The following is a 15,597-nucleotide window of genomic DNA, read 5'->3' on the forward strand; positions in this document are numbered from 1 at the left end:
AACTAACGCGCCAGTTAGTTCAATAAGAAGTAATTCGATGTTTGTACGAAACCGGGAAAGCCTAAAACTAAACCAAGTAGCTCCATTACTTGTTAGATTTCTTAATTTCCTCAGTTAAAAGATTTAAATTTTCTTCAATCCTATCCAATTGACTCCTGCGTTTCTTATTAGTACGGAAATATGAAACTATAAGGATTATAATAAAAGCGAAAAATCCTAAAATTACAAGTTGATAAATAATGTCCCCTACATTAATTGATGAACTATTCATTAATTTTGTTTCCTCCAATATAAATTACTTTTTACAGTTTATCACATTGTTGTTAATCAAAACTTAAGTAAAGTGAAAAAGGAGCTGAATGATCATCAGCTCCTTTGCAACTTTTCAACTAACGCGCTCGTTAGTTCAATAAGGATTTTACGTTAATTCAATTTTAAATTCGATTTTTGAACTTTCATCTTCCTCGATTATTTCAACCGTTAATTCTGAAATTCTTGTATTAAATATGTAATTAAAATCTTGTGTTTCATCAATAACTTTTTCAAACTGTTCCTTTTTATTTATTCTTCCAACGGTAATATGAGGAATATAACTAACATTCCTATATAGAAAGTCTTTTAATATACCCGTGTATAGCCTATCATGTAATTCAATTAGTACGTCATTTCCTTTTTTGACATTAAGAAATAAATATTGATTATTATTCCCTGTTATTCCTTGTAAGGTAAGTTCAAATGGACTCACGTAAGCTACAGCTTCTTTAATATGTTTCATTAAATCCTCTTTAACTATAGAACTTGTAAATGGGAAAACAAGTGAGATATGTGGCAGGATTAAATCGTGCAAACTATCATATTTCTTTCTAACTTCATTAATTTTTTCTATATTATCAAATTGTGGAATTATACAAATCGATCTATTAATCATTGAAAATGCTCCTTTTCAAGCTCTTATTAATTAATTCCATAAGCATCACTTTAAGTCCTTGTTCAACAAACAGCTATTTACTTCAAAAAAATAGAGCTGCCATAGCAACTCGTGATCTTGAACTAACGCGCCAGTTAGTTCAATAAGTTTCTACAGTTTAACTTTGATACTTTAAAGGAATATCTATGTATTTTATGTATTTATTAGGCTCTATCTCTTGATATACCCTTAAAAAATTCACCATAAATGTTGGATAAGGAATTAATTCATTTTCAGCTTTTTTAGCCATTTCATCTAATTCTTCAACTGTTAATCCATAATTTGATTGTCCTAATGTTAAATGTGGTACAAAGTTTTCAAGCTCTAAATATTTCTTAATTAAATCTTCTGAAGGAGAAATTGCTTGAACAAGTTTATTATGTAAATTGTGTATTTCTGTAGATTCAACACTTAAAAAAAGTACACTTTTACCAAAGAACTTAGGCTTATGTAGTGATACTTCGAAAGGTGGAAAATCTTCACAAACTTTCATAACTTGAATTAACCAATCTTTATCGGATGTTAAACCACCTTGTGCTTTTATTGTTATATGTGGTTCAACTACATTAGTTAGAGCATTATTCCCCCATTGGTGTTGGAATTTGATAGTTCTTTCCATATATTCATCTGGTGCGACTATTCCAATAAAATACTGCATTTATTTCCTCCAAATATACTTATTTATACTAATATTTCTCATTAAATATTAATTTCCCTCTAATTACTTAACTACTAAAATAAAAAAGAGATGCCCCAAGACATCTCCAATTAATATGTAACTAAAGCGCCAGTTAGTTGAATAATTATCTAATAAATGGCTTATTGTTATGTCTTAATAATAAATCTTCAAATTCCGGTTTCTGATTTTCCCAGATATCAGGTAATGAGCTGAGTGGGAAATATTTCAAACTTAATGATTCTTCATTACTAAGATCTATTGCACCATCATAATCTTTGCAAATAAAAGTTATTTTCAATACTGCAGCTTGATCACCATTCGGAAATGTACACTCATGTTCAGTACCTGAATAAATACCCAATAACTCCAAATTACCTAAATTTAATCCAGTTTCTTCAAATGCTTCTCTTCTTACTGTATCAACTACTTTTTCCCCAAGCTCCATGAATCCTCCTGGATATCCCCATTTATTAATATCAGAGCGTAGTTGTAATAGAACACGTTCTTCAGAATCAATAATAAATACTCCAGAAGCAACCATTATTATTTTATTTTTCCCTACAAAACTTCTAATATATTGTATGTAATCACCCATTGTAATCTCCTTTATAACTATTTAAGGTAACTTTACCATAAATAACATATTATTTATTGAATTTTTAAAATTTAACTAAACCGCCAGTTAGCACAAAAAAAAGACTGTCGAAACAGTCAATTACTATTGAACTAACGCGCCAGTTAGTTGAATAAGAAAAATTGTTTAATTAAATTTTTTGCTTGGCAGTATTTTAATTTCTCCACTTAATCTTTCTCAATTCTGCAACTACTGAATTCGCAATCTTTTCAAGGTATTTGTAAAAAATTTCATCTTTTTTAAATTGGCTACATAGGCAGTTACCAAAATCCTCATGATACATCAATTCAAAAAAGTAACCTTCTTTCTCTAATTTGCAATGTCTAGACCAAATTCCATCATAATTTTCTTTTATCCCGAAATTAAGCTGGTTAGTTAAGATAGTCAGCAAAATATCAAAATCTTCCCATTGAAAAAGTTCCTCAAATTCAAAGTAAGTATAAACATTAGCTATGTTAGTATCGTATCTACGGATATTAACCATTGAGCATTTCCCTCACAACCTTATAAACTCTTTCAATATTTTAAAATCGATTTGTTCAACTAAAGCGCCAGTTAGTTCAATAGGATTTTAAATAGGTATAGAACAAAATCAGAAATACTCATTATCTAATTTATATTTTTAGTTAAAATAAGTACTATTTGCGGATTCACTAGTATTTTGTTTTTCAAAGCATGTAAGTACAAAATAACCTGCTGCTATTCCAATTATTGCAATTAGTGTAGATGTTGAATTTCCAAAATACCCTCCCATAATGTATTTGATTAATGGAAATTTCATAGAAATTATTTGTTTTAAATATAAGAACGGGGTAATAACAAAATATAAGGCTGGAATTCCTAGTACAATAAATCTAACCCAATTGAATTTCCAAAGTCCCTGTTTGAGCAAGTTTTTAATATTATAAGGAATCGACAATATTGCTCCAATAATTAAAGGAAATAAAGTTTGAAATTTATAATAATCAAATAAATCATAAGTAATACTACTTTGCTTATATAGATTACTCTGATGCTTTAAACCCACTGAGATTACTACACCTAATATAATCAAATATAATAAATACGCTACTATACTTTTAATTTTATCTTCCACATAAATCCCCCTTGGCCTTTATTAATCTAACTAAAATATTAAACAATTGAACCCATTTTCCCTTTATTCGACTAAAAATATGTTAGGTAATTATATAGTAGTACAAAAAAAAGATTTTTCTTTACTGAATATTGTCTCTTTGAAAATAAATGTTGATATCTTGGAAATTAAAAAGACTGTCTAAAATTAGACAGCCTTTTACTAACTTATACAACTAACGCGCCAGTTAGTTGAATAAGGACTTGTATTAGATATTAATTAGTAAAGTTCCATCTGAGTGAACTGTTACTAATGGTTTATCAGGATCGCTTTCTACAGTAAGAATACTTTCTTTTCCAAGTACGTTTGATATTTTTTTCATAAAATCGAAAACTATATTAGCTTCAGACTCACTATTAACTTCTTTTGGATCAATATCGAACTCAATTTCATTTTCTGAAAAGAAATAGCAATTTATCAAAACACCTTTAATATTAATAGCCATCATAATACTGTGATTCTCTTTTTCTTTAAATAATTTATTAACAGTTGTTTCTTTAAACTCCGATACTTGTCCATCCTTATATAAAACAATATTCCAGTGAGAACTATGGATGAATTCATATAATTTCTGCCACTCGTCTAAATCTACGTTAAACACATAAATATCTCTTAGACTTCCATCTACAAAAAATACCTGATCCATAACTCCGTTGCTAATGTTTCTATCCATATGTACATTCCCCATAAAAGTATATTTTAATATCCTAATGCAACTAACGCGCCAGTTAGTTGCATAAGGTATTTAATTAAGTAGTACACGATTTTTATAAGTTATTATGACGTAAACGATCAGTTTAGTTAAATATTATGATTGTTTTACAAAGACTTTTCCGATGTCCAAGTCCTTATTATTTGCTAATGATTGAATTAAAAAATGTATACCTTCTATACCGCTACTTCCCAAATCAAAATATGTAATATATTTTTTTCTGTATTTCTTTATATACCGCATATAATTAATATATTTATCGCCTGATTTTTCGGATTCAAGATTCCAACTATCGTACGCTCTCTTTAGAGTATCAACTATAAGTTGTTTATCATCGTCACATTCAGTGCTATTTAGACTTACTTCAAGGCATATGTCTGATTCTATATAACCTGAATATTCCACTTCAAAGGGAAACATCTCAGAATCAACAACAATCGTCTTTTTCTTAGATTGCATTTTTATAGATTTAATTGGAAAATCTTCACACCAGCTAAAAGTAATATCTATATCTTCTACATTATCAACCGGGCGAATAATTTTTTGGTCAGAAGTGCACCATTTAACGGTTACTTCTCTACTGAAAGATCTCCAATCAACTGCACTAACTTTTGTATAACCATGTCCCTCTTTAGCAAATTTTGCACTGTTTTCATCGATTAATATGCCCCACAAACAATTTGTAATGGATTCACCTAATAACTTTGTACCGCTTTCAGTAAGTTGTGTAATTAATTTTGATTTAAATGAAGGATGAAAATCATCCACAAATGTAAAATCAAGTTGTAGTTCCTTCTTCTTTCTTCCCATAAAGTTCACTCTTTCTTAGTAAATAAACTAAAACAAATTATACCTTAGTTTCTCATAAAAATACTTTAATTTTTCATTATCGATTATGTAACTAACGCGCCAGTTAGTTGAATAAGAGATATGTCTGAATCGTAAGGACAACTTAGCACATACTAAATATTGGGAATTAATGATTCAGTGACTAGAGGTGAATGAAAATTAAACCAAGTGATGAACTAAACGCTACGATTAGTCTCAATAAGAATATCGAAGTTATTAAAGAAACATTGAATAACACGGCTGACTTGTCTATAAGACCACTTCAAATTGGTGGAGCTCAAAAGTACGAAGGTGTACTTTTATATATTGAAAATCTAGTTGATTCACAGGCTATTCGTGATAATATCATTTCACCTTTACTTCAAATTAGGAATTCAAATGAATTGGATCATCAAAACGTAATGAAAAGTTTAGCCTATCATCATATTCAATCACCTTCAGTAGAAATTAGTCAGTCGATTAAAACGGCTGTAAATGGAATTGTAAGAGGGAAAACGCTCTTAATGGTTGCTGGGTTTGATCAAATTGTCATAGCAGAAACCACTCAATGGCAACAACGATCAGTTGAACAAAGTAGCAGGCAACGTTCACCTGCCGGTCCCATGATTGGACTGTCAGAACAATTAAAAGTGAACATAAATTTAATTCGAAATTTTATTCTTTCGCCAAATTTAGTTGTGGAAATGAAACAAATCGGACGTTTTGCACAGACGGACCTTTCCATCGTCTATTTAAAAGATAAAGTGGATACGATTGCGTTGGAGGAAGTTCGATCACGGATTGATTTATTAGATGTCGAATACGTTTTAGAATCGAGAGTGATAGAAGATGTTTTGGAAGGAAGGAAGAAATCCATTTTCCCTCTTGTTTTCAACACAGAAATGCCTGACATCGCAGCTGCTGCCTTATACGAAGGTAGAATAGCGGTATTAGTAAATGGTACTCCACAAGCTATCATTGTTCCCTCATTATTTGTTCAGTATATGGCAGAACCGAATGAATACTATACCAAAAACGGTAGACTCTCAAATCGATTTATCTTGTTTTTTTGTTACTTTTTGTCAATCCTCTTGCCAGGTATCTATGTTGCGGTTGCTAATTTTCATGAAGATTGGCTTCCTATAAAATTTGCCAAAAAATATTTTACACATTCAGAAACCATTCTCCCTTTTTTTGGGGAAGTGTCACTGTTGCTGCTCATATTATACATAATGAGTTTAATATCCTTTCGAATTCAAACGGATTTAATTATTGTGGCTTCGTTGGTTGGAACTATGGTTATTAGTACGACAGCCGTCGATGCCAATTTAATCCATTCATTAAGTTTGATTATTGTAGGTATTTCATTTCTAACCAATATGTTGTTTGCTACTGGAGGCATGAATAATGCTGCATTCAGTTTGAGATTTTTATTTTTAATCTTCGGTAGTTTTTTTGGTTTAACTGCAATCGGAATCGGAGTCATATTTTTGATTATTTATTTGTCTTTATTGCGTTCAGTCGGTGTGCCATATTTAGCACCAATTATTCCATTTCGACCACAAGAATTCAAAGATGTATTTTATCGAGGTGATTTAAAGAAACTAATTAACAGTCCACACAAATATCCACATGACGATAAAGAATAACAGATTATGTAGTTTAGAAACAACATGGAAAAGGATCTTATAAAAGAATATTTTTTTTACATAATCCTTTTAACATTGATTCTTATGCAACTAACGCATGCGTTAGTTGCATAAGTACCCTTCATTAGATAAAAAAATGTTGTACTAATTAGTAACCATATGAGTACCATGGGAAATTACATAACTGTTCCAATTGCAAATGAGTATATTTTAAACCCAATAATATGGTTAATGCTTCATCATTATTGTCGTATACAGCTACATGGAGTCCTTTGGAAGCAACTTGTTATGCAATCTGATTTTCTAAAACATCACTACCTGCAATAGTTACATTATTATAATTCATAGGAATTCTCCTTTTTTATATACCTAGTCATTACTTATTTATTTTGAAAGACATTTTCCTAAATAACGTTGGTTACGGTCATATCAGAAAAATAAAGAAACAAAAGTATGCGTCGATCCAGCTGGTTCATAAATTACATTAAAACTGTATTTGTACTTTTGGTATCTGATATGCTCCATCAAGTAAAGTTTGTTTAGGCATATACATTCTTAACGATAGAACAAAATGATTTTTTGGTGAAGGAAGCCAATTAGATTCATGCCCTACTGGTACAGCATTTTGGATATATATATCTAATGAACCATCAGCATTGTATTTAAGACCCTTTGTTCGATCGCCAATAGAAAAACGGTTTATCGGGTTGTTAACAAAGAAAAAATCTGATCCGTACATGCTTAACGACCAAAAAGCATTTACTGGTGGCAAATGATTTTTATCAAAATGTATAATATATTTTTGCTCTCCACTAAGAGGATTACCGTTACTATCAATTTGAGTAAATGGATAGATAGCTTCTTTTGGTATATTAGCTCCTAATCCATAGCGTGCAACTACAGCTCTCGTTAAGTAGTTCGTATCGTATGTCCCCACATCGTAATATTCTGTCCAAAAATTATTCGTTTTTCCTACAATAGATAAAGATTTTGCAATAATATCCTGTGCATCTATCAAACCGCGTCCAAGTCCCGCCATTATTGAAGGATCCTGACTTGTTTCGAACCCTTTATTTGGATCGATTCCAATTAATTTAAATTGAGATAACATCGCAGCATCTCTTGCTGGCGCAGGATATAACTTCATTAATTGAGTCATAATTCCAAAGTAACGTACTGGATCATTGTAATCACTCTCTAAAATAGTAGGCAGATTTAGTGAAGGTCTAGACTGTTTTTTATCATATGGTGTTAGTGTATATTTGTTTTGAATAGCATGCACAGTGGATAAATCTTTTTCTCCATCAACTAATGTACGTCCTAGCAGCCAAACCATATTAGTAGGAGTCTTGATCACTTTTGAATTCTTATTTATTTTTCCCTTCCAATTCGGTCCTACAATAACATATTTTCCTGCTTTTGTTCCTGTTGTACGTGTTCCAACATAGTGAAAAGAATTCGTATACATGTCCATAAATTGAAAAGAATAATATCTACCATTCACATTAGGAACGCTTAAAACGATTGGCCCTTTTGAAAGGTCAAGCCATGAACTGGAATAGAGCGTATCATTGTTAGGTTGAACAACGTCTCTAAACGTATCGTCTTTTAAATTTCTAGCATGAACAAAAGTGTTCAGTGGAACATTTTTTGATGTTCTTTGCATCGTTTTTGCCATTTCAAGAAGAGGATAACCATATATATATGCCTGGACTCCAATACTGTAGGCTAAATTCTCAAGATATTGGTTCTGAACTGCTAATACGGAGGTTTCATTTTGTGAAGGGCTAGGTGCCGTATTAGCGAACACACTCCCTGCAAAAATAGCCATTGATGTTAGAAAGCCTATTACGGGTATTAAAAGTTTTTTTTCTTTTTCCATGAAAATAAGACCCCTTTCTGACAACGTTTTCATTTTTATTATTAAGAAAATATAATATTTTTTAACCTACCTTTTTAGATTTTTCGAATAAATCATTTAGGTACGACTTGTACTTTTTCAATATATCAGTATTAGCGAAACTTGGATGATTCAAGGAAGCCAAAGTATTGACTCCTTAGAGTGACCTGTATTAATTTAAAAACTCTGGTTTCATGAATTTTGGGTTGGGATAATTGTAGAAACCTTCTCCTGTTTCTTTTCCAAGTTTTCCTTTATCGATATACTCAGTTTTCAATAACTTAGCTAATTTTTCAGACTCTTGATCACCTAACGCTTCCGCTTTTGTATGTGCAATGTGATAAGCGGTTCTAAGACCTATAATGTCTAAAAAAGCAAAAGGTCCAATGGGGGATCCTGTTGCGATCATCCATGTTTTATCAATCGTTTCTATATCAGCAACTTCATTAGATAAGAGCATCGTAGCAGCTTCTAAAAAAGGAACTAATAAAGTGTTCATAATATAAGCCGGTTGCTCTTTATGTAAAGGTAAAGCAACCATACCAATGGCTTTAGCAAATTCAATTACGTCATTAAACACATTTATATCCGTTCCATTGTGTTTCATGATTTCTGCAACATTGTTCTTCCAAATTTCATTAGCAAAGTGTAGAGCTAGAAATTTTGCTGGTCGTCCTGTCGCTTCAGCAAATTGGCTTGGCAATAAAGTGGAAGTGTTCGTTGCGAAAATTGACTTTTCAGGAGCAACTTTCCCTAACTCTTTGTAAAAATCAGTCTTAATTTGAGCAACTTCAGGAATCGCTTCAATTACTAGGTCTGCTTCTTCAACAGATTTTGATAAATCACAACTGAAGGAAATTCGATTAAAAGCAGTATTAACCTCTTCCGCAGTAGCTCCTAAATCTTCTTGATAACGTGCCTTCAAATTTAAGATTCTATCTTTTGCAGTGTTTAATGATTCTTCATTAATATCATATACAGCTACGTTGAAACCTTTAAAAGCAATTTGATATGCAATCTGACTTCCTAAAACACCACTACCTGCAACAGTAACATTATGATATTTCATAGAAATTCTCCTTTTTTAGTTATTAATTGGGTATGCTTTAAAAACTTTCACTTCAGAGTTTTCAACTCATAGAATCAAAGGTAATTCTTCCGGATTCATGTTTCAGCAGACCTTTTTTATTGTCATATATCAGCTACTTCATTAATGACTTCCCTGCGGTATAAGCTGTCAATGTTTCCTTAATTTTATTTTTGGTAAAAAATCGTTCAATTAGTGGTTGAGCGAAGCTAGGACACATTGCAGCAAGCCAGAATTTCTTAGGTACTACTGTCATTCGTTTTCTTGTAAGAAGAGCATGCTCCATGGCGTCGATGACTACCTCGGGTTCCAACATCCCCCAGACTCCCTTGTTACCATTCCACAATTGTTTACCACCAGGTACGACTTCTATTTCTTTCATCATATCAGTATTGGCGAAGCTAGGATGGATCGTTCCTACATCAACTCCAAAAGGTCGCATTTCTAACCGGAAACAATTCGCCATCGCGAATACGGCTGCCTTAGAAGCAGTGTAGTGAGAATTCAAAGGCGATTGGATAAAGGCAGCCATCGAAGAAACTACCATTGCGTAACCTTTAGACTCTTTAAGACTAGGAGCAGCAGCATGTAGAGTATTAAAGACTCCTATTAGATTAACGTCAATTACTTTTCTAAAATTATTTGGGTCTATATTTTCCAAAGGATCTATCGTACCAATTCCAGCATTTGCTACCACGACATCCAGCTTACCGAAAGCTGAAATAGCCGTATTCACTGCTCCTTTTAAATCTTCAAGAGAAGTTACATCTCCCTCGACGATACGCATTTTGGAACCAAATGGCGTCGCAACCTCTTTCATTAATTCAGGCTCAAGCCCGAAAAGTACTACTTTCATTCCTCTTTTAGCCATCCGTTCCACAAGTCCCGCACCCAATCCTCTTGAAGCACCCGTTACTAAAGCTACACGTCCTTGAACCATCCATTTCATATCTTTATACTCCTTTCGACATTAAAAAACTATTAATTTTCATAAAATTCAAAAAAATAAACCTTACCCAGAATATTATAATAAAGTAAACTATCGGACAATTACCCGAAAGGGTGGTAAACCCCGAGTTAATTCTTTTGGTATAGGATTAATCCTGTGATTATCACTCTAACGGGTAATTGTCCACCTCTATCAAACTATTTAAAATCAGAATTAACTAAATTTTCAATAAATCAAAATTAAGTAATATACTTGAACGGAGGTGATTAAAATTGCAAAATAATTGGGCTTATATATTAGATCTATTTTGTTATCGTCATGGATTTGCGGGACAAATATACGATTCACGAGGGAACGAACTATTTCCATTTATTAATTATTGTGAAGGACATCAGAAGTCAATGGAGTTCTATGGAGACAAAGTAAACCAAGAATTTTGCCTCCCAATTATCGAGCAGTTTAATTCATTAACAGATCCAGTGGTTTTAAGATCGAAAATTATCCTTCGTCCAAATATCATTCTGTATCCGTTTACTGTGGATCATCAGAAATACTTTTTGTTTACAGGCTTTTATTTATGTGAAGGTGAAAAAGAATGGCTGCTTGAGAATACGATGGAAACCCCTTGGAAGTTTTATCTAGGTACATTGAAAATTTTCACACTTTCTGAAGAACAGAATATGATTCATGAAATTGGCAGGTTGGTTCAGTTGTTAACAAATCAAGGAAGCCTAAGTCCAAAAGTTGCAGTTTCCGAGCAGTCTAATGAACCTCTTACAGAACGCGAGAATCAAGTATTAGTGCTAATAGTAAGGGGATTGACCAATAAAGAGATAGCCAAGAACCTGTTTATAAGTGAAAACACAGTGAAGGCCCATGTGCGGAAAATATTGCAAAAGAAAAAAGTGGAAGATCGACGTAAATTGATTATCTTGCATTCCGAAAATGATCCGTCCAATACTTAAAATTTGATTTAAGCGACATTATAGTTGGTTATTAGAAACATTGTATTTTTTATGGATTTGAAACCGTTTACACGATAGTGATCATCTAGTATTGAAAGGAGAAACAAATGTGAGTACAGTAAATAAAACATTTAAATTTAAAGCTATTAACTCCACGTTTCTTAGTGGAGGATTGAAATGCGGAGGAACGCTTTACTTACCCATAGGAATAAATAATCCTGCCATCATTATCATGGCTCATGGGTTTGCTGGTACACGAGATTTCAGATTAGATGCTTTTGCAGAAAGATTTGTAGAAGCTGGTGTAGCCGCTTTCTTTTTTGACTATCGAAATTTTGGGGATAGCGAGGGGGAGCCTCGCCATTGGGTAGATCCAAAGAGACATCAAGAGGATTATTACGAGGCACTGAAACATGTCAAATCTTTGACTGAGATTGATGCTAATCGTATCATTTTATGGGGGAGCTCTCTTTCAGGTGGACATGTTCTAACAATTGCGGGGAAACAACCTTCAATTGCAGCAGTGATTGCACAAGTTCCGCATGTAAGTGGAATTCCCACCATGTTAGCTATGAAAACGAGCGATCTTCTTAAAGCTGTTGGCGCAGCATTGCGTGACATTCTAAGTAACACGTTGTTCAAAAGTCATTATTACAGCCCTGTATTCGGAAAGCCTGGAGAATTTGCGGCTATGAACTCTGAGGGAAGCTGGGAAGGATTTAAGCAATTGGTACCCCCAGGATCCCGATGGGAAAACAAAGTACTGGCTAGGGTATTTCTTAAAATTCCGATGTACAGCCCCTCTCACAGTGTACACAGGATACTAGTACCTTCATTAATCATAGCAGGAAGCAAAGACACTGTAACACCAGCAGCGACTACCAGACGCGTAGCAACTAAAATAAAAGAAGCAGAGTTCCACATGCTTGAATGCACTCATTTTGAGCCCTATACTGGAGATTATTTCGAGAAGAATATTGCCATTCAAATCGAATTTCTTAAGCGCCATGGTTTTTGTCCTCAAATGTAAAGGCTCCTCAGTAGGTGATTAATCAATGAGAAATAAACAATAATGCTTATGCAAATAACGTGCTCGTTAGTTGAACAAGCACTTATCTAATTTATGAATAAACAATGTTTCATTTGATTTAACAGTAATTAATTGGTCTTAATGAAAAAAAGGAGGATAATTCCTCCCTTTCCCTTTAATTCATAGAAATTTTTTATTCATTCCGGAGAATTTGACAAAATTCTGGTAAATTATGAAAAATCACAACAACTTATAAGGTAGTTGAAGAAGATTTTTTCTGGGCAATTTCTTCTTCTATCATTTGCCGAAGGATAAATTTCTGAGTTTTCCCACTAGCATTTCTCGGCATGCTATCAGAGAAAATATAGTTTCTTGGGCGCTTATAGTTTGCTAGTTTGTCACTATTTTTACAGAAAAGGTCCAGTTCCTCACTTGATAGATTAGGGTCTTTAGCCACTACAAAAGCTATGACCAACTCTCCCCATCTGTCATCAGGCTGACCGATGACTGCAACATCAAGGATACCAGGATGACCATATAACACATCTTCGACTTCACGTGGATATACATTTTCACCTCCGCTAATAATCATGTCATCCACTCGGTCCTTTACAAATAGAAAACCTTCTTCATCAAGATAACCGATATCACCAGAATGGTACCACCCTTTATACATTGCTTTTCCTGTTGCCTCTTCTCGATTGAAATATCCGGCCATCATACTTGGGCCTTGGACAATAATCTCACCAGGTTCGTAAGAAGGTAGAATATCTTCCGGATCAGAAGGACCGTCCTCATTTGGTCTCACAATTCGAATTTCATGATTCAAGATAGCTTGCCCAGCCGAACCAGCCTTTCGAATTTGATCTTCTTCAGCTAAAATCGTAATGGCAGGACCCATTTCAGTCATTCCGTAAGCTTGAACTAGATTTACATTAAGTTTCTCCTGACAAGCTTTGACAAGTACAGGAGCCATAGGTGCTGCCCCATACAATCCAAGATTCAAGCTAGAAATGTCGTACTTATCCACATCCTCCTGAAGAAGCATATTCCACATGGTAGGGGCTGCAAAGAATTTTGTAATTTTTTCTTGTTCAATTACCTTCAAAACTTGGGAAGGTTGAAAATGGTGCATGAATACGTTCGAAGCGCCAATATGAACACGTGGCAAGAAAAAACAATGCAACTCAGCACAATGGAACATTGGAGCCACAATCAGCCCTCGATCATGTTGAGAAAGTTTGGTAGACTGAATCAACACCAAGCTTTGTTCCACCATTTCACGATGCCGATGTATAACGCCTTTTGGCCTACCTGTCGTCCCACTTGTATACATAATCGCATATGTATCCGTTTCATCCACTTTTTCTGCTTTGAATTGATCAGAAGCTTGTGCTACTTTCGTTCTATAGTGTTTTGCGAATTCAGGAGCCTCTTGATCTGTATACCAAAAAGATATGTGTTGAAATCGATTTTCAATTCTTGATATGACTGGTTCCAATTTCTCTTCAAATAGAACAACCTTCGGAGAGGCATCTTGTAAAATGAAAGCAACTTCTTCAGACATGAGACGGAAATTGATTGGATTGAAAATTGCCCCTATCTTGGCACAGGCAAAAAAAGCTGTCGCCAATTCCTCCCGATTAAACAAAAACGTTGAGACTCGATCACCTTTTTTCACACCTTCCGACTGTAATGCATTTGCTAGCCGGTTCACTTCCTTATCCCACTCTGCATATGTCATACGAAGCTTACTTCTAGTATCGTAAAAAGCTTCTTTTCCTGGGAACTTTTTAACCGCTAAGTCAAAGATTTTACCTATAGTGATTGTCATCGCCATACCTCCCGATTTAAACTATGAGTCTCACTCAAGCGCTCTCCCTTTTCTGAAACTCACATCACATCTCTCCAATTCACCAACTTATATAAAATTAACTTAATAATTGTTCGAATTTTCAAAATATGATTCATACTAATAATTCTAGTTCGTAAAGCTACATTCCTGTTTAACATTTCTCCGATTTTATAAAAAGATTTTTTTACTATTATCTCAACTAACTTTCCAGGTAGGTGAATAAAACAACAGCAATGGACTGTTCACACGGGCTTTTAATTAAGATTTTCGTCAATAATAATTATAAGAAAGAATTATTGGAGGAATTTTACTAATGTTATTATCTACTACTTGGCAAAGTTACTATAATGATAAATTAATTGAAGGATATTCATTAATTACATTACAAGCTTATCAAATACAATCAAATCTATTAATTCAACATTTTGGTGATATCGCAATTGACAAAATTACTACTGATGGATTGAAACAGTATCTAGCAAAGGTTGGTGAAACCTTAAAACCTGCAAGTCTTGCACATCGTGTGCGTTTTATTAAGTCATTTTTTCGTTGGGCACATGAAGAAGGTAAAATCAAAAAAAATCCTTCCTCAAAACTAAAAGAACCGAAGTTCGGAACTCGAATCCCTAAATTCTTAACTGAAAAAGAAATTGAACACCTTCGCGAAGCATGTCAAACTGCAAAAGAGCATGCAATAATTGAATTTATGTATTCAACAGGATGTAGGATAGGTGAAATTGTATTAATTAATAGAAAAGATATCAATTGGTCTAATAACTCTGTGATTGTACGAGGAAAAGGTGATAAGGAAAGAGAAGTTTACTTCAATTTTCGATCTGAGATTTGGTTAAATAGGTATTTAAATGAGCGACAAGATGAAGATGCCGCACTATTTGTAACAGAAAGAGCCCCTCACAGATTAAGTATCGCTCAAACACGATATATCATAAAAAATTGTTCATTACGTTCAGAGTTTAATAAGGAAATTTCACCACATCAGCTTAGACACAGTTATGCCACTCATTTAATGGATAATGGTGCTCCTCTTGAAGTAATACAAAGTTTATTAGGTCATGAAAAGAGTGAAACAACACGCATTTATGCCAATCTAAGTGGAAAACAACGACATGATCATTATAGTAAATACTTTTAAAAATAGGACCTAAAAAATGTCCTTTTACTTATAAAATATATTATTCAATTATAA

The 15,597-nt window shown here is 33.4% G+C and carries 15 protein-coding genes; 4 read left to right on the plus strand and 11 right to left on the minus strand.

Translation table 11 applies throughout. From position 1 onward, the window contains the following. Positions 1-418: 418 nt before the first annotated feature. The 7 genes from B7R65_RS06260 to B7R65_RS06290 form a co-directional block, all read right to left on the minus strand. Positions 419-928, minus strand: coding sequence for a 2'-5' RNA ligase family protein (locus B7R65_RS06260; protein WP_088041917.1), 510 nt, complete (start codon positions 926-928; stop codon positions 419-421). Between the two features lie 157 nt (positions 929-1,085). After that, on the minus strand, positions 1,086-1,625 hold the full coding sequence (locus B7R65_RS06265) for a 2'-5' RNA ligase family protein (RefSeq protein ID WP_088041918.1): 540 nt from the start codon (positions 1,623-1,625) through the stop codon (positions 1,086-1,088). A gap of 145 nt (positions 1,626-1,770) precedes the next feature. Then, the gene (locus B7R65_RS06270) at positions 1,771-2,241 is read right to left on the minus strand and encodes an NUDIX hydrolase (RefSeq protein ID WP_088041919.1); all 471 of its coding nucleotides are present in this window, start codon (positions 2,239-2,241) and stop codon (positions 1,771-1,773) included. Positions 2,242-2,434: 193 nt separating this feature from the next. After that, on the minus strand, positions 2,435-2,764 hold the full coding sequence (locus B7R65_RS06275; RefSeq protein WP_088041920.1) for a hypothetical protein: 330 nt from the start codon (positions 2,762-2,764) through the stop codon (positions 2,435-2,437). Between the two features lie 138 nt (positions 2,765-2,902). Beyond that, complete coding sequence (locus tag B7R65_RS06280; RefSeq protein ID WP_088041921.1) at positions 2,903-3,376, minus strand: hypothetical protein; 474 nt, start codon at positions 3,374-3,376, stop codon at positions 2,903-2,905. Between the two features lie 247 nt (positions 3,377-3,623). Continuing rightward, complete coding sequence (locus B7R65_RS06285; RefSeq protein WP_088041922.1) at positions 3,624-4,088, minus strand: hypothetical protein; 465 nt, start codon at positions 4,086-4,088, stop codon at positions 3,624-3,626. A gap of 135 nt (positions 4,089-4,223) precedes the next feature. Further along, entirely contained in the window at positions 4,224-4,937 is a 714-nt protein-coding gene (locus B7R65_RS06290) for a hypothetical protein (protein ID WP_088041923.1), read from the minus strand. A gap of 191 nt (positions 4,938-5,128) precedes the next feature. Here B7R65_RS06290 and B7R65_RS06295 point away from each other — a divergent pair, with 191 nt between their 5' ends. Continuing rightward, a complete protein-coding gene (locus B7R65_RS06295) occupies positions 5,129-6,604 on the plus strand; it encodes a spore germination protein (protein ID WP_088041924.1) in 1,476 nt (491 codons plus the stop codon). 484 nt (positions 6,605-7,088) lie between these two features. Here B7R65_RS06295 and B7R65_RS06300 read toward each other — a convergent pair whose 3' ends face one another. The 3 genes from B7R65_RS06300 to B7R65_RS06310 form a co-directional block, all read right to left on the minus strand. Then, positions 7,089-8,486, minus strand: coding sequence for a DUF1254 domain-containing protein (locus B7R65_RS06300; RefSeq protein ID WP_179194791.1), 1,398 nt, complete (start codon positions 8,484-8,486; stop codon positions 7,089-7,091). A 190-nt stretch (positions 8,487-8,676) separates the two neighbouring features. Beyond that, positions 8,677-9,573, minus strand: coding sequence for a 3-hydroxyacyl-CoA dehydrogenase (locus tag B7R65_RS06305; RefSeq protein WP_088041926.1), 897 nt, complete (start codon positions 9,571-9,573; stop codon positions 8,677-8,679). 133 nt (positions 9,574-9,706) lie between these two features. Then, on the minus strand, positions 9,707-10,540 hold the full coding sequence (locus tag B7R65_RS06310) for an SDR family NAD(P)-dependent oxidoreductase (RefSeq protein WP_088041927.1): 834 nt from the start codon (positions 10,538-10,540) through the stop codon (positions 9,707-9,709). Between the two features lie 272 nt (positions 10,541-10,812). On the opposite strand from B7R65_RS06310, the gene B7R65_RS06315 reads away from it, so the two are divergent. Then, positions 10,813-11,505: a helix-turn-helix domain-containing protein gene (locus B7R65_RS06315; RefSeq protein ID WP_088041928.1), complete on the plus strand. Its 693-nt coding sequence runs from the start codon at positions 10,813-10,815 to the stop codon at positions 11,503-11,505. A gap of 109 nt (positions 11,506-11,614) precedes the next feature. Beyond that, positions 11,615-12,535, plus strand: a complete 921-nt coding sequence (locus B7R65_RS06320) for an alpha/beta hydrolase (RefSeq protein WP_088041929.1) — start codon at positions 11,615-11,617, stop codon at positions 12,533-12,535. A 250-nt stretch (positions 12,536-12,785) separates the two neighbouring features. Here the strand turns inward: B7R65_RS06320 and B7R65_RS06325 are convergent, their stop codons facing one another. Further along, positions 12,786-14,369: a fatty acid--CoA ligase gene (locus tag B7R65_RS06325; RefSeq protein WP_088041930.1), complete on the minus strand. Its 1,584-nt coding sequence runs from the start codon at positions 14,367-14,369 to the stop codon at positions 12,786-12,788. A gap of 334 nt (positions 14,370-14,703) precedes the next feature. On the opposite strand from B7R65_RS06325, the gene B7R65_RS06330 reads away from it, so the two are divergent. Then, entirely contained in the window at positions 14,704-15,543 is an 840-nt protein-coding gene (locus B7R65_RS06330; protein WP_088041931.1) for a tyrosine-type recombinase/integrase, read from the plus strand. Positions 15,544-15,597 lie beyond the last annotated feature (54 nt).

This window comes from Bacillus sp. EAC, assembly GCF_002156875.1.
Lineage (GTDB): Bacteria > Bacillota > Bacilli > Bacillales > Bacillaceae_G > Gottfriedia.